13 protein-coding genes are annotated in these 15589 nt (G+C 66.8%); 5 read left to right on the forward strand and 8 right to left on the reverse strand.

The genetic code is table 11. The features are described 5' to 3' along the window. Positions 1–80 precede the first annotated feature (80 nt). The 3 genes from FAZ98_RS21085 to treF all read right to left on the reverse strand — a co-directional run bounded on the left by FAZ98_RS21085 (position 81) and on the right by treF (position 3964). Positions 81–1052 (reverse strand): glycosyltransferase family 2 protein, encoded by a 972-nt coding sequence (locus FAZ98_RS21085; RefSeq protein WP_158953435.1) that lies wholly within the window; start codon positions 1050–1052, stop codon positions 81–83. A gap of 288 nt (positions 1053–1340) precedes the next feature. Further along, positions 1341–2015 (reverse strand): HAD family hydrolase, encoded by a 675-nt coding sequence (locus FAZ98_RS21090; RefSeq protein WP_158953437.1) that lies wholly within the window; start codon positions 2013–2015, stop codon positions 1341–1343. A 110-nt stretch (positions 2016–2125) separates the two neighbouring features. Beyond that, positions 2126–3964: an alpha,alpha-trehalase TreF gene (gene treF, locus FAZ98_RS21095; RefSeq protein WP_158953440.1), complete on the reverse strand. Its 1839-nt coding sequence runs from the start codon at positions 3962–3964 to the stop codon at positions 2126–2128. A 290-nt stretch (positions 3965–4254) separates the two neighbouring features. Between treF and FAZ98_RS21100 the strand changes: the two genes are divergently transcribed. Continuing rightward, positions 4255–5427, forward strand: a complete 1173-nt coding sequence (locus FAZ98_RS21100) for a 4-hydroxybenzoate 3-monooxygenase (protein WP_158953442.1) — start codon at positions 4255–4257, stop codon at positions 5425–5427. Positions 5428–5534: 107 nt separating this feature from the next. Here the strand turns inward: FAZ98_RS21100 and FAZ98_RS21105 are convergent, their stop codons facing one another. From FAZ98_RS21105 to FAZ98_RS21115, 3 genes are all read right to left on the reverse strand, one after another. Then, complete coding sequence (locus FAZ98_RS21105) at positions 5535–6584, reverse strand: Ldh family oxidoreductase (RefSeq protein WP_158953444.1); 1050 nt, start codon at positions 6582–6584, stop codon at positions 5535–5537. Between the two features lie 354 nt (positions 6585–6938). Then, the gene (locus tag FAZ98_RS21110) at positions 6939–7268 is read right to left on the reverse strand and encodes a DUF4148 domain-containing protein (RefSeq protein ID WP_158953446.1); all 330 of its coding nucleotides are present in this window, start codon (positions 7266–7268) and stop codon (positions 6939–6941) included. 154 nt (positions 7269–7422) lie between these two features. Next, a complete protein-coding gene (locus tag FAZ98_RS21115) occupies positions 7423–8100 on the reverse strand; it encodes a DJ-1/PfpI family protein (RefSeq protein WP_158953448.1) in 678 nt (225 codons plus the stop codon). 309 nt (positions 8101–8409) lie between these two features. Between FAZ98_RS21115 and FAZ98_RS21120 the strand changes: the two genes are divergently transcribed. After that, positions 8410–9912, forward strand: coding sequence for a peptide MFS transporter (locus tag FAZ98_RS21120; protein ID WP_158953450.1), 1503 nt, complete (start codon positions 8410–8412; stop codon positions 9910–9912). A 70-nt stretch (positions 9913–9982) separates the two neighbouring features. On the opposite strand, the gene FAZ98_RS21125 is transcribed toward FAZ98_RS21120, so the two are convergent. Beyond that, positions 9983–10420, reverse strand: a complete 438-nt coding sequence (locus FAZ98_RS21125; protein ID WP_158953452.1) for a carboxymuconolactone decarboxylase family protein — start codon at positions 10418–10420, stop codon at positions 9983–9985. A gap of 157 nt (positions 10421–10577) precedes the next feature. Between FAZ98_RS21125 and pdxR the strand changes: the two genes are divergently transcribed. The 3 genes from pdxR to FAZ98_RS21140 all read left to right on the forward strand — a co-directional run bounded on the left by pdxR (position 10578) and on the right by FAZ98_RS21140 (position 13984). Further along, the gene (gene pdxR, locus FAZ98_RS21130) at positions 10578–12053 is read left to right on the forward strand and encodes a MocR-like pyridoxine biosynthesis transcription factor PdxR (protein WP_158953454.1); all 1476 of its coding nucleotides are present in this window, start codon (positions 10578–10580) and stop codon (positions 12051–12053) included. Positions 12054–12399: 346 nt separating this feature from the next. After that, positions 12400–12846: an HU family DNA-binding protein gene (locus FAZ98_RS21135; RefSeq protein WP_158953456.1), complete on the forward strand. Its 447-nt coding sequence runs from the start codon at positions 12400–12402 to the stop codon at positions 12844–12846. Positions 12847–13075: 229 nt separating this feature from the next. Next, positions 13076–13984 carry a LysR substrate-binding domain-containing protein gene (locus tag FAZ98_RS21140; RefSeq protein WP_407672090.1) on the forward strand — a complete coding sequence of 303 codons (909 nt, stop codon included), beginning with the start codon at positions 13076–13078 and terminating at the stop codon, positions 13982–13984. A gap of 269 nt (positions 13985–14253) precedes the next feature. Here FAZ98_RS21140 and FAZ98_RS21145 read toward each other — a convergent pair whose 3' ends face one another. Further along, positions 14254–15441 (reverse strand): porin, encoded by a 1188-nt coding sequence (locus FAZ98_RS21145; protein ID WP_158953460.1) that lies wholly within the window; start codon positions 15439–15441, stop codon positions 14254–14256. Between the last annotated feature and the right edge of the window lie 148 nt (positions 15442–15589).

Raw genomic sequence — 15589 nt, forward strand, 5'->3', positions numbered from 1 at the left:
GCGCCGCGCCTGCTGTCGATTCCGCTGCGTTGCCAGCGCGCTACCACGCACCGGAGGACGCGCACGACGGGCGCCGCAGCTTACCACGCGCGTTGCCCCGAGCGGTCGTACTTTTCGGCCATCGCGGGAATGCCGGCGCGCACGTGGCGTTCCGCGCGGCGCACCTGGCGCGTGAGTTGCACGACGTGCGGCGGCACGACGTGGCGGCGGCGCAGCGTCCAGAACGCGCCGCGCAACAGCGCGAAACCGGCGGGCCCGAGCGAGCGCTGGCGGGCGAACACGGCGAGCGCGCGGCCGGTGGCCCCGAGCGCGTCGCGCACGGGCAGGCGCATCCATGCGACCCACGCGGCGTTGCGTGCGAGCGCGCATTGCTGGGCGCGCGTGAACCAGCGGTAGAGCGGATCGCGGTGCGCGAGCGCCTGTTCGCAATAGACGATGCGATGCCCCGCCGCGAGCACGTCGAGCGCCGCGAGCGTTTCCGCGCCGCCGTGCGAGAGCCGTTCATCGTAGCCGCCGAGCGCGCGGAACACGCTGGCGCGCAGCACGCACGCGCCCGCCATGTAGCTCGCGAGCGCGGGGCCGGCGGGGCTCTCGACGTGATGCTCCGTGTCCGGCGAGGTGGCGTTGAGCATGAGGCAGGCGGGATGGATCTCGCGTTCGTCGTCGCCGACCACGCGCGCGTTGAGCACCGCCACGTCGCGGTTCGCGTCGAGCAGCGTGATCGCGCGCGCGAGGGCGCCCGGCACGAACCAGGTGCTGTCGTCGCAGCAGGCCACGTAGTCGGTGCGCGCGAGCAGCATGGCGCGATTGAAGCCGGCGAGGCCGCGGTCGCGCAGCGCCTGCACGATGCGCACTTGCGGAAACAGCGCGGCGATCAGGCCCACGGTGGAGTCGGTCGAGCCGTTGTCGGCGACGATCACGTCGGGACACTCGGCCAGCGCGAGCAGGCGCGCGACGGTATCGACGGTTTGCCGCACGTGATTGCGCGTGAGCACGACCACCGTCACGCGCGGCGCGGATTCGGAACCGGGTGCAGGGTTGGAGGCGTTCATCGCAGCGAAGGCGTGAGACCGCGAGTTGATGGGCCGACTAACGGGTCGACAAGTCGACGTGTCACGTGTCGACGGGTCAATGAGCGTGTCGCCACGCGGTCGATCGGCGTGTCGATACACTTGTCGGAATTGCGCTGTCAAGCTTTGTCAGCATACGCCGATGGCGCAACGGACGCAGCCCACGCCAAAAGAATGAGCAATTTTCGCGCCGCAGTCATGCGATCGGCTTTCAGCGCGGCGCGACGTGTGCCTCGCGGCCGCGAGCGCGGTTCTTGCGGGAAGTCGCGCTCAATCGCGCGCGCAGACTTCGTCGAGATGGTCGAGCAGATCGGCGGGATCTTCGTACACGCGCAGCGCGCCCGCGCGTTCGAGTTCCTCGGTGCCGTAGCCGCCCGAGAGCAGGCCGATGCCGAGCGCCCGGCAGCGCTGCGCGGCCAGCATGTCCCAGACGCTGTCGCCCACCACGAGGCTGCGCTCGACCGGCACGTTCAGGCGCTGGGCCGCCGCCACGAACAGATCCGGGTCGGGCTTCGCGTGGCGCACCTGGTCGCGCGTGACGACGGTCGTCACGGCCGGATCGACGCCCAGCGCGGCGAGGTTCACGGCGGCGGTTTCCATGCGCCCGCTGGTGGCGATCGCCCACGGCACCTGCGCGGCCGTGAGCGCGTCGAGCAGCGCCCGCGCGCCCGGCAGCGGCCGCACCTGCGCCGCGTGCCGCCGGTACGCCGCGGCGTGTTCCTGCTGCAAGCGCGCGATGCGCTCGGGCGAGATCGACGTGTGGGTTTCGCGCAGCAGCTGGTTCATGAACAGCCCGCCGCTCATGCCGATGCGCCGGTGAATACGCCACACCGAAAGCTCGATGCCCTCGGCGTCGAGCGCCTCCTTCCACGCGAGCACGTGTTGATAGACGCTGTCGACGAGCGTGCCGTCGAGGTCGAACAGGAACGCGGTTTCCTCGCGCATGGGCGGCTCCGTCAATGTCACGAAAGTTTTCGGCAACTAGACAAAAAAGTGTACGCCCGGCGCGTGAAGCGTGCGCCGGGCGGGGTCGGCCCGTGGCTTACGCGCGGCGCTTACGGCCGCGGCGCCGCGGGCGCACTGACCGGCGCCGCGCCCGACGCCTGCGTGCCCGCCGCCGCGCCCGCTTGCGGATACATCTGCAGCAGCACGCGCAGCACGCCGTTGGTCCAGCCGAAGCCGTCCTGCAACGGATATTCGCCGCCGCCCGCCGCCGACGCCTTCGTGGCCGCCGCGCTCACGTCGTACTTTTCGACCAGCTTGTGGGTGCGCTGGTAATACGCGAGATTCGTCGCGATCCAGCGCGTGGCGATGTCCTGCGCGAGATCGTCCTGACCGTAGCGGCGCAGGCCCGCGACCGCGATGTACTGCAGCGGCGCCCAGCCGTTCGGCTCGTCCCATTGCTGGCCGGTCGCGACCTGGGTCGTGGCGAGGCCGCCGGGGCGCAGCAGGCCCGCGCGCACGGCGGCGGCCACGTCCTGCGCCTGCTGGCGCTTCGCCACGCCCGCGTAGAGCGGATACAGCGTCGCCGCCGTCAAGCGGTGCGTGAGCGTGTGATGCACGAAGTCGTAGTCGCCGAACGCGTGCAGCTGCGGGTCCCACAGCACGCGGTCGATCGCCTCGCTGCGCTGTTGCGCGCGCTTCGTCATGAGCGCCGCCTCGCGCGCGTTGCCCTGAATGCCGTAGGCCTTGGCGAGCGTGGTTTCGAGGATCGCCATCAACGAATTCAGGTCGACGGGCGCGAGCGAGGTCACGTCGATGGTCGAGAGCGTGCGGCCGTCGGCGAGCCAGCGCGAGCTGTAATCCCAGCCCGTTTCCGCGCCCGCGCGCAGGTTGCGCCAGAGGTCCGAGGCGTCGCGCTGCGGCACGCTGCGCGCCGTGAGGATGTCCTCGCGATACGACTCGTCGCGCGGCCGGTTGCGCGCGTCCCAGTAGCGGTTGAGCAGCGTGCCGTCGGGCAGGCGCACGACGTGGCGCGTGGCGTGGCCGGGCTTGAGCGTCTGCGCGCCCGCCATCCAGTAGTCGTATTCCTTGCGCAGTTGCGGCAGATAGCGCAGATACACGTCGTCGCCGTCCTTTTCCGCCACGAGACTCACCATCTGCGCGAAGAACGGCGGCTGCGAGCGGCTCAGGTAATAGGTGCGATTGCCGTTGGCGATATGGCCGTAACGGTCGATCAGCGTGGCGAAATTGTTCAGCTCGTCGAGCGTGAGTTCGTGACGGCCGCTCGCTTCGAGGCCGAGCATGATGAAGTACGAGTCCCAGTAATAGATCTCGTTGAAGCGGCCGCCCGGCACGACGTACGGATGCGGCAGCGGCAGCAGCGACGAATACGACTGCGCGTCGGGCGTGGCGTCGGGCTGGCGCGTGAGCACGTTCCAGAGCGTGTCGATATGGCTCGTGACGTCCTGGTTCGGGTCGGAGACATAGTGGTCTTCGGTGGTGGGCGGCGCCTTGAAGTACTGGTTCACGAATTCGGTGAGCGCGGCCTTGTGCGCGGCGGCGTCAGCGTCGCTCGCGTGCTTCTGGCGCCAGCGGTCGTAGGCGGCCGTGATCTGCGCGGGGCGCGCCGTGGGCAGCATGTCGGCGAAGGTCTTGCTGTCCGGGAAGACCTGCGCGAGTTCGACGTCGTGATAGAGGCGGCCGTAGAGGTCGGCGGGCGTGGCCGGGCGGATCGGCGCTTTGGGCAACTGGTCGGGCTGCGGCGCGCTCGCGTGTAAATCGTGCGTGGGTTGCGCGTTGACGGTCGGGCTGCTGGCGGTGGGCGCCGCCGGCGCGGCTTGCGCGAGGGCGGCGGCGGGCAGCGCGCAGGCCACGGTGAGCGCCGTGGACATGGCGGCGGAAAGCGTGGCGAGACGGAAGCGGGAGCGGAAGTGAAGCGGTGGCAGGTGCATGGATTTTTCTGGAATGGGAGGAGCGGGGGCGTAGCGGCGGTAGGCACGGCAGCGAGCGGCAGCAAGCAGCAGCAAGCGCGGTGCGCTGAGCGGGCGAAAAACGCTGCATAGCAGCAAATTTCATTCCGCAGACGTTTGATCGGGCGAAGAAGGCGGTCAAACCTCCGGCCGAGCACTATTCGAAAAATGGATAGTGCCTATTCTCGATATCGCGTTGCGCGATATCGCTGCGCGCGGCGACACTTGCGAAAAATCAATTTCTACAAGCAACGCCGCATAGGAGACATCACATGCGCACCCAGGTTGGCATCATCGGCGCCGGGCCCGCGGGCCTGCTTCTTTCCCATCTTCTGCATCTGCGCGGCATCGACTCGGTCGTGCTCGAAATGCGCAGCCGCGAGCAGATCGAATCGACGATCCGCGCCGGCGTGCTCGAGCAAGGCACCATGGACACACTCACCGAAGCGGGCGTGGGCGCGCGCATGCAGGCCGAAGGCGCGCTGCATCACGGTTTCGAACTCGCGTTCGAAGGCAAGCGCCGCCGTATCGATCTCACGGGCCTCACGGGCAAGGCGATCACGGTCTACGCGCAGCACGAAGTGCTCAAGGACCTCGTGGCCGCGCGCGTGGCGGCCGGCGGCAAGCTGTTCTTCAACGTCTCGAACACCTCGGTGCACGGCATCGACACCAACGCGCCTTCCATCCGCTTCGAGCACGACGGCGCGCAGCACGAACTGCACTGCGATTACGTGATCGGCTGCGACGGCTCGCAAGGCGTCTCGCGCGCCGCGATTCCGGCCGCGCTGCGCCAGGACTACGAGCGCGTGTTCCCGTTCGGCTGGTTCGGCATTCTGGTGGAAGCGCCGCCTTCGTCGGACGAACTGATCTACGCGCGCCACGAACGCGGCTTCGCGCTCGTCAGCACGCGCTCGCCTAACGTGCAGCGCATGTATTTCCAGTGCGATCCGAAAGATCATGTCGACAACTGGTCCGACGACCGCATCTGGTCCGAACTGCACGCGCGCGTGGATTCGCACGACGGGCACCACGTGGTGGAAGGGCGCATTTTCCAGAAGAATATCGTCGGCATGCGCAGCTTCGTTTCGGCGACGATGCAGCACGGGCGCCTCTTCCTCGCGGGCGACGCCGCGCATATCGTGCCGCCCACCGGCGCGAAGGGCCTCAATCTCGCCGTGTCGGACGTGCGCATTCTCACGGCGGCGCTCGTGGCGTTCTACAAGGAAGATCGCACCGATCTGCTGGACGCCTACACGGAAACGGCGCTGCGCCGCATCTGGCGCGCCGAGCATTTCTCGTACTGGATGACGCGCATGATGCACCGTCTCGACGACGCCTCGCCGTTCGAGCAGCGCCTGCAAGTCGCGGAACTGGAGCACGTCACCACCTCGCGCGCCGCCGCCACGGCGATGGCCGAGAACTACGTGGGCGCGGTGGCCGTGTAACTCGCTTTTTGCGGCTTTCTGGCCGCTTTTCGCCGATAGAAAAAACCGCGCGAGTCGTCAGACCGCGCGGTTTTTTTCATGCGCGTGGTGCGCCGTGCCGCGTCACCTCATGCGCTCAGTGGCGCGATATGCAATTCGCTCGCGAGATCGGCGAACGGCTTTTTCACGGAGTCGGGCAAGTCGATCGTGCGTTCGTGGCGCGCGCGGTTTTCGGCTTCGTACTGGCCGGGGTATTGCACGGGATGTTGCGGGTCCTGCGGTGGGCAACTGAGCAGATAGTTCAGGAAGTTCTCGACTTCCTGCGAGCGCCACGTGGCGTTGAAATCGACCTGCGGATCGAGCACGAGCGCGAACAGATTATTGGTGGCCACGCCGTTGGCCGGATTCTTTTCGTGGATGGTGCCGCCGCCCGAGAGCACGCCCGCGAGCAGTTCGGCCACCAGCGCGAGCGCGTAACCCTTGTGCGCGCCGAACGGCAGCAGCGCGCCGGGCGGGTCGGTGAACAGCGCGTTCGGGTCGGTCGTGGGCTCGCCGTGCGCGTCGATCAGCGCGTTGGCCGGTGCGGTCTGACCGTTTTCGGCGAGCACGCGTGCCTTGTTCATGGCGATCGCGCTGGTGGCGATATCGACGACGAACGGCGCCCGGCCGCCCGGCAACGGTCCCGCGAAGCACAGCGGATTGGTCGTGAGGCGCGGCGCGCGGCCGCCGAACGGCGCCACCATCGGCGGACGGTTGGTGACGTTGGTGAACGCGAGCAGCACGTAGCCTTGCGCGGCGACCATCTCGCCGTAATGACCCATGCGGCCGAGATGATGGCTGTTGCGCAGCGTGACGATGCATTGCCCGTGTTCGCGGGCGCGCGCGATGGCGTGCTCGACCACGACCTTGCCGACATGCTGGCCGAAGCCGCTGTGGCCGTCGAAGGCGATCAGGCTGCCGCGATCGACGGCGAGTTCGGCGCGGCCGTCGGCGACCACGAAGCCCTCGGCCATCACGCGGCGGTAGTTCGGCAGGATCGACAAACCGTGGCTCGCGTAGCCCGCGCGGTCCGATTCGATCAGGTGATCGGCGACGTCGGCGGCAATGTCCTCGGGCACCGAGAGTTTCGTGAGCGCGGCCGTGGCGAAACGGCGCGCGTCGTCGATGGACACTTGCATCAGCGGCTCCTGTGGGTCCGCGTGCTCGAGCGCGGTGCCCAGGCGGCAGCGCGCGAGACGGGAATCATGCGGGTGGCCTTGGGACGCTCCGGCCTGGCGCGAACGCGCGAGCCGTTCGCTTCGCGGATGGTACTGCCATTCGTCGGACGAAGCGTTGCGCGTGTCCGTGCGGCACGCGCGGGCGTGGAATGCGCGGCTGTGCTGGCGAAAAGCGGCGGCGATCTGCGCAAACCCTGTGAAAAACCGCGCGCCCAAAAAGAAGCGTCCGGCGCAGCGGCGTGCGTCGGACGCGGGGGAATCGTCCAGGCTTGCAGCGGGGCGTGCGCGCTCGAAAGTTGGCGCACGCCGCGCGCGTTACTGGCTCGCGCCAGCGGCGGCGTTGGCCTTCTTTTGCGCGTTCTGCAGGTTCTGCGGGTAGTTCGGGTCGTTCTGCGCGGGCTGATAGCCGTTGTCTTCGAGCTTCTTCAGCTCGGCGCGGTTCTTCGCGCGGGCCGCCTTGCGGTCGGCTTTGCGCGCCGCCTTGGCCTGCGCTTTCTTCTGCGCCTTGGTGAGCGGCTGCGAAGCGGCGGTGTCGGCGGCGCCCGGCGCGCTGGCGTCCGTTTGCGCGAACGACGGCGCGGCGGCGCCGAGCAGGAAAGCGGCGGTGGCCGCGGCGAGAGTGAGCTTGCTGATCGTGGAACGCATGACTACCCCTATTGAATTGGTTTGAACGGCTGATTCAGGGCTGCATTTCCAGGTCGTACCTGGTCGGGTCTGTCAGACCCGCCATCGAATGTAAACGATCCTTGCGCTTCACGGTGGCAAGCGTGCATGCGCGATGGATTCGCGCAAACCCTGATTAAAGCCGCGCCGCCGCCGTAGCGACGATCTTCTCGCGTTCGGCGAACGTGGCCGCTGTTTGCGCGCGCAACTGGTCGACGATGGCGCGCGGCGCCGTGGCCGGATCGCCCGCCTCGAACGGCGGCGCCGGCGCATATTCGAGTTGCAGCTGGAGCGCCTGGGCCGCGTCCGCGCCGATCAGTTCGGCCGCGAGTGTAAACGCGAAGTCGATGCCCGCCGTGACGCCGCCGCCCGTGAACAGATTGCCGTCGCGCACCACGCGGTCTTGCACCGGAATGGCCCCGAACGGCGCGAGCAGTTCGTGATAGCGCCAGTGCGTGGTCGCGCGCTTGCCGCGCAGCAGGCCGGCCGCGCCCAGCACGAGCGCGCCCGTGCAGACCGAGGTGAGGTAACGCGCGGTTTGCGCCTGCGCGCGCAGGAAGCCGAGCGTGGCGTCGTCCGGAATCAGCTTGCCGACGCCACTGCCGCCCGGCACGCAGATCACGTCGAGCGGCGGGCAATCGTCGAAGGTCGTGTCGGGCGTGAACGCGAGGCCGTTGCTCGACAGCACGGGTTCGCGCGTCTTCCAGACGAGCCGCGCGCGGGCCTCCGGGATCGACGCGAGCACGTCGTACGGACCCGTGAGGTCGAGTTGCTGAACGCCCGGAAAGACGAGAAAGCCGATTTGCAGCGCCATGGTGGAGTCCCCGAAAAAGTGAGAATGTCGGCAGGCTGCGCGCCCGCCGACGAAGATCACTCTAGCCGCGCATACGGCGACGCAGGTGCCAAAAGCCGCGCAAAAACTGCCAGCGCGCGGTCGCGGGGAGCGTGGCGCGCGGCCACGAAAACGCGGCCAGGCGCGCAAGTCTCGTACAATCGCCCGCTGCTCAAAAAGCACAGCTCACGCCACGGCGGACGCAACCGCGCGCCAGCGGCACGTATCGGCACCATGCGGCGCAACCCGCAGGCCCGGCAACATCGCATCATTTGCAGGAGACACGGCACCATGACTACGCCCGCTCAACCCCGGCCCACTCAGACGCGTTCGTTCGCAACCGTCTTCCTGATCGAAATGTGGGAGCGTTTCGGCTATTACGGCATGGCGGCGCTGCTCGTGCTGTTCATGGTCAACCAGGTCGGTTTCGCCGATCGCGACGCCAATCTCACATGGGGCGCATTCGCGGCGCTCGTCTACGCCTCGCCGGCCATCGGCGGCTGGGTGGGCGACCAGATTCTCGGCGCGCGGCGCTCGATGCTGGCGGGCGCCGTGATTCTCGCGGCCGGCTATCTGATGCTCGCGATCCCCGACGACAGCCTCAACCACATGTACGCCTCGCTCGGCGTGATCGTCGTCGGCAACGGGCTGTTCAAATCGAACGCCGCCAATCTCGTGCGTCGCATTTACGAAGGCGACGACGCGCGCCTCGACAGCGCGTTCACCATCTATTACATGGCCGTGAACATCGGCTCGACGATCTCGATTCTCGCGACGCCGTGGATCAAGGACCACTGGGGCTGGCACGCCGCGTTCGGCGTGTGTTGCGCGGGCATGGTGCTCGGCCTGCTCAACTTTCTGCTGATGCGCCGCACGCTCGCGCAGATCGGTTCCGCACCGGACGAGCGTCCGCTGCAGTGGGGCCGCGTCGCGCTCGTGGCGGCGGGCGCGATCGCCCTGGGCGCGGCAACGATGTTCGTGCTGCAGCACGAAACGCTCGCGCGCGATTGCGTCTACGCGGCGGGCGTGGCGATTCTCGCGGTGTTCGGCTGGATGCTCGCGCGCTGCGAGCACGCCGAGCGCGCGGGCCTGATCGCGGCGCTCATCCTCACCTTGCAGGTGATTCTGTTCTTCGTGTTCTATCAGCAGATGTCGACGTCGCTCACGCTGTTCGCGCTGCGCAACGTCGATCCGCAATTCGCGCTGTTCGGCGTGAATCTCTTCAAATGGAGCGCGGGCCAGTTCCAGGCGTTGAATCCCATCTGGATCATGGTGCTTTCGCCGATCCTCGCCACGCTCTACACCTCGCTCGCGCGACGCGGCCGTGACGTGCCCGTGGCCGCGAAATACGCACTCGGTTTCGCCGTGGTCGCGGCGGGCTTTTTCGTGTTCGCGGCGAGCGGGCGCTACGCGGTGGACGGCCGCGTGTCGTCGTGGTTCATGGTCGCGGGCTACGGCTTTTATTCGCTCGGCGAGCTGCTCGTGAGCGGGCTTGGCCTGGCGATGGTCGCGCGCTACGTGCCCGCGCGCATGAGCGGATTCATGATGGGCGCGTATTTCGTCGCCACGGGCGTGTCGCAGTATCTGGGCAGCGTGGTCGCCAATTTCGCGCAGATGCCTTCCGGCACGCTCGATCCGCTCACCTCGCTGCCGCTCTATACGCGCCTCTTCGCGGGGCTCGGCTGGCTCGCCACGGGCGGCGTGGTGGTGGCCGTCGTGCTGCTGCCGCTGATGAACCGTCTCTCGCGCGAGCATCACGAAAAGCGCGGCGAGCAGGCTTCGGCCGCCGTCTGATGCTTGCCTGATTCGCGTTCGTGCTGTCGATGCGCCGGTTCAAAACCGGCGCGAGCCCGCCCGACTCCGCTCAAGCCGGCGTTTTACGGAACGTCACGGCGATGCGGTTCCAGCCGTTGATCGCGATGATCAGCATCGTGAGATCGGCGATCTCCTGCTCGCTGAAGTGCGGCTTCACGCGTTCCCAAACGTCGTCGGGCACGTGGGTCTGCGCGAGCAGCGTGACCGACTCCGTCCATTCGAGCGCCGCGCGTTCGCGCTCGGTGAAGAACGGCGTTTCGCGCCAGACGCTCACCGTGGCGAGCCGCCGCTCGGTTTCGCCGCCCTTGCGCGCGTCGGTCGTGTGCATGTCCACGCAGAAGGCGCAGCCGTTGATCTGCGAGGCGCGCAGGCGCACGAGTTCGGCGAGCGGCTTTTCGATCGCACTTTTGCTCACCCGTTCTTCGAGCGCAATCATCGCTTTGGTGCCTTCGGGGCAGACCTTGTAGAAGTCCAGACGCTGTTCCATGACGTTCACCTTTTCCTGAGTGTTGACCTGAGCTGAAAGAGTCGTTTGCGTTGCCACGGAACGCACTTTAGGCGCCGCGCTGGCGCGTTCATATAGCCATTCTGGCAATATTTCGGGTGACCACTTTTGCTCAACCGGAACGCGCGCCAGCGCCACCATGGAACTCCACGTCACCGTGTCGGGCCGTCGCGATCTCGCCGGCCAGATCTATCGTCAACTGCGCGACAGCATCGTGGACGGCCGCCTCGCGGGCGGTACGCGCCTGCCTTCCACGCGCGACCTCGCGCAGCAACTGGGCGTCTCGCGCAAGACCACGCTCGACGTTTTCGAACGCCTGCTCGCCGAGGGCTATCTGGAGTCGCGGCGCGGCTCGGGCACCTTCGTCGCCGACACGCTCGAACGCCTGCCCGCGCGCGAGCGTGCGCATCCGAATTCGCAGATCGACACGGCCTTGCGGGTCGAGTCGCCCGCGCGCGGCGCTCACGCGACGCCGTGGTGGCAGGCGCAGGCCGCCGAGCCGGTGCCGCTGCCGCGCGTGGATGCGCGTCTCGCGTGCGATTTCGCGGGCGGCGTGACCGACAAATCGCGCTTTCCCTTCGACGTCTGGCGGCGCTGTATCAACGACGCGCTGCGCGTACAGGCGCGCGGCTACGGCACGTATCGCAATCCGTCGGGCGAGGAAAAGCTGCGCCTCGCGGTGTCGCGTTATCTGGCGTTCAACCGCGCCGTGCAGAGCAACTGGGACGAGGTGATCGTCACGCAGGGCGCGCAGCAGGCGCTCGATCTGCTCGCGCGCGTGACGCTCGCGCCCGGCGACGTGGTGGCCGTGGAGGAGCCCGGTTATCCGCCCGCGCGTGACATCTTCGCGGCGCTCGGCGCGACAATCGTGCCCGTGCCGGTGGACCGCGAAGGGCTCGTGGTCGAGCAACTGCCGCAAGCCGCGAAGCTGGTTTACGTGACGCCTTCGCATCAGTTTCCGCTTGGCATGCCGATGAGTCTCGCGCGCCGCGTCGCGCTGCTCGAATGGGCGCAGGCGCGCGGCGCGCTCGTGATCGAGGACGACTACGATTGCGAATACCGTTTCGAGGGGCGCTCCATGGAGCCGCTCAAATGCCTCGATCATGCGGGCCTGGTGGCTTACGTCGGCACGTTTTCGAAGACCATCTTCCCGGAACTGCGCGTGGGCTACCTCGTGCCGCCGGCCGCGCTGGCCGGGCCGCTCGCCCGCGCGCGGCAGATCGGCGACAACCACGGTTGCGTGCTCACCCAGACGGCGCTCGCCGATTTCATGCTCAATGGCCACTTCGCGCGGCATCTGCGGCGCATGCACCAAACCTATGCGGCGCGCCGCGACGTGCTGCTCGCGCATCTGCGCGGACCGCTCGCGCCGTGGCTCGAAGCGATCACGCCGAGCACGGCGGGCCTGCACCTTGCGGCGCGACTGGTGGCGCCGATCGATGAAGCCGCGCTCGTCGCGGCGGCGCGCAAGGCGTCGATCGGCTTGCATCCGCTTACGCCGTTTCATCTGAAAACGCCTGCGCAGAAGGGGTTTCTGTTCGGCTACGGCGCGGTGGAAGCGGAGCGCATCGAGGCGGCGCTGACCTCGCTCGCCGCATTGCTGCGCACGCTTTGACGCTCTGGCGAGCGCATAGACGACCGCTCCACACGAGGCGCGGACATCGACACGCCGGACGAAAATCACGCAAAAGCGCCATACGTAAGGCGTTTTCTTGACGATCGCAGCGCACGATCGTGCGCGCGAGGCGCGACGTTTTGGCCTCGCTGCGGGGCGCGGGATGCACGTTAACCCCTGTAAACAGGCATCGAAATGCGTTACGAAGTCTGCGCCGCGCAACAAAATCGTAACGACAATGCAAAAGCTTCACGCAAAACGCTTGCGTCTATGTAGAATCCGCCGTTGAAGCACGTGCATTCCGCAAGTGCTTTATCGTTCACTGACCAACACTGGTAGGAGAAACATGCCGACTTCCGCAAAGAAAGTGGCCAAAAAGGCAGCTGCCCCGGCCAAGAAGGTTGTTGCAAAGAAAGCGCCGGCAAAGACGGCCGCAGTTAAGAAGGTCGCCGTGAAGGCGGCTGCTGGCGCACCGTCGCCGATCAAGGACACCTTCACGAAGGCCTCGCTGGCTGCACACGTCGCTGAACGCGCTGGCGTCGAGCCGAAGGCTGCCAAGGCCGTGCTCGCCGCGCTGGAAGACACGATCCTCGGTTCGGTCCACAAGAAGGGCGCTGGCGAATTCACGCTGTCGGGTCTTCTGAAGATCGTCGTGCAAGCTGTGCCGGCAAAGAAGAAGCGTTTCGGCAAGGACCCGTTCACCGGCGAAGAGCGCTGGTTCCCGGCCAAGCCCGCTTCGGTTCGCATCAAGGCACGCGCACTGAAGAAGCTGAAGGACGCAGCAGCAGGCTAATCGCCGCTGCGGTCGCCGTCGCGTGACGGCGGCGAGTCTGTACCCAGAAATCCCCGTTGGCATTGGCCGCGGGGATTTTTATTTGGTGCGGTAAAAACGCATTGATGCCGAAAACCATGTTGTCGTGTTATGGGTGAGGCCGCGATATGATGTGGCGTTATTCATGGCGTATTCACAGGAAACGTGAATGTCACCACCAATCTCGGCGTTATTTCCATAACATCACCTTATGCTTGCGACGGATCTCAGCTTGCGACAGATCGAGGCGTTTCGCGCGCTGATGCAATGGCGCACGGTCACGCGCGCGGCGTCGTCGCTCGGTGTCTCGCAGCCCGCCGTGAGCCGCCTGCTCGCCGACTTCGAACAGAACCTCGGGCTCGCGCTGTTCGAGCGCCGCAGCGGCCGTCTCGTGCCAACGGCCCAGGCGCATGCGCTGCACGGCGAGGTCGAGCGCGCGTTCGTCGGCTTCGAGCGCGTGGCGCTGGCGGCCGAGCAGATTCGCTCGCAGCGTCGCGGGGTGATGCGCGTGGCAGCGAGTGTCGAGCTTTGCGCGGAGTTCGTGCCGGGCCTTGCCGCGGCGTTCGCGCGCGAGCATGAGGGCGTCGATATCGAACTGGGCACGGGCGAGGCGGCGGAGATTGCGGAGCGTGTGACGGCGCGGCAATGCGATCTCGGTATCGTGGCGCAGGCGGTCGCGCATCCGGGCGCGCGCGTCGAGGTCATCGGCGAATGGCCGTTGCGCTGCATCGTGCCGCGCGGTCATCGGCTCGCGCGCAAACGCGTGATCGACGTTGCCGATTGCGCCGGCGAACGCTTCGTCTCGTTGCCGCTTGGGAGCGAGGTGCGCGCGCGCATCGACCGCGTGTTCGCGGAGCATGGCGTAGCGCGCGAATTGAGCGTGCAGGCGCCGCTCGCGCAGTCCGTGGTGGCGATGGTGGAGGCGGGCATGGGGATCGCGCTGATCGACGCCGTGAGCGCGTCGTCGAGCGCCACGCAAGCCGGCGGTCGCGTGAGCGTGAAGCGCTTCGCGCCTGCGCTCACGACGTCGATTTACACCATACGCGGCGCGCAAGGAGCGGCGCCGCTCGCCGAGGCCTTCGCGCGGCATGCGGCCGCAGCGGCGACGCGATTGCGCTGAATGCGGCGTGGAAGCGGCGAAGAATCCGCGAAGCACCCGCGAAGAATCCGCGAAGCACCCGCGAAGAACCCGCGATCTCGCGATCGCCGCCGAGCCTGAACCGCACGACTTCGACGCCCCGCATCGACGCGTAGAAGATCTGCTCTAAAACCGCTCGAGCATAAAAAAACCAGCCTTGGCTTGCGCCGAAGGCTGGTTTGTGCAGCGTGTGATTTTTAGCTGCCTGGTCTCGCTCGCGAAGCCGGGCCGAAGCCCGGCGAAAGCGGTATTTAGAACTTGTGACGGATGCCGAGGCTGACGAGTTCTTGCGAGCTCGAAGCCGAGTTGTAGCCGTACGAGCCGATCGACGCCGTAGCGCTCGTGCCCGGTTGGCCCGGTTGCGTGCCGTTGGCGTGCTGGTAAGCCGCAACCGCGTACAGGTCCGTGCGCTTCGACAGGTTGTAGTCCGCACCCAGCGAAACCTGGTGGTACGAGCTCGACGTGTCGCCGGCAGCGTGCGTGTAGATGTAGCCGAGGCCGAGCAGCAGGGCCGGGTTCAGCTGATAGCCGAGGAACGCGCCGCCGACGTTGTAACGCTCGGTCGACTGGAACGTCGAGTAGCCGTCCGGCTTGACTTGCACGTTGCTGTAACGCAGGCCGAGCGTGAACGGACCGGCAACATACTGGCCAGCAACCGAAGCGATGCCAACCGACTTCGCCGAAGCGAATTGCTCGGTGATGACCGTGCCGTCCTGGAACACGTTGTCCGACGTTGCCGTCGAAGCCCAGCCGCCGTTCGCCGTCAGGCGGTTAGCCGGGTTTGACGAGTTGTCCATGCGGAAGTAGCCGGCTGCGGCGTTGAACGAGCCGATGCCGTACGTTGCCGCTGCGCCCCAGCTTTGACCCGAACCGGTCGAGCCAGCCACGCCGCCCAGTGCGTACATGCCTTCGAACTGGAAGCCGCTCAGAACCGGCGACGTGTACTTGATGGCGTTGTTGGTACGCGAGCTGTTGTCGTTATTGTCGATGTCGCCCGGCGTTGCGAACGTGCTACCGAAGTAGTTGTCGCCCGTCAGCGGCTGAACCAGGTCGACCAGCGGGTCGTACTGGCGGCCGAGCGTGACCGTACCGAACTGGTCGTGCGCCAGACCCACGAATGCCTGACGGCCGAACAGCGCCGTGTTGCCGTTGTAGCTACCCAGCTTGCCGTTGTTCAGGTTGAAGCCGTTTTCCAATTGGAAAATTGCCTTCAGGCCGCCGCCCAGATCTTCCGTGCCCTTCAGGCCCCAACGGTCGCCCGACAGGTTGCCGCCAACCAGACCCACCAGATTCTTGTTCTGACCGGCCGTATCCACGTTGTGTGCCCATTGGATCGATTCGTCGATCACGCCATAGAGCGTCACGCTGCTTTGAGCGTGCGCGGCACCGGCGGAAGCCAGCAGGGCCAGCGAGAGGGTCGATAGTGCGACTCGTTTCATTCTGTTTTCTCCACGCAGAGATTGTGTAGTTGTTGCGCGATGGAGAATAACGCAGCACGCCAATGCACCAGAACCGAAAAAAAATGTTTGTCGCGAAAAGCTGACACCTGCCAGAACGCCTTATTTGACAAGGCATTGGTCAATTATT

The sequence above is a fragment of the Paraburkholderia acidisoli genome (genome assembly GCF_009789675.1).
GTDB lineage: Bacteria > Pseudomonadota > Gammaproteobacteria > Burkholderiales > Burkholderiaceae > Paraburkholderia > Paraburkholderia acidisoli.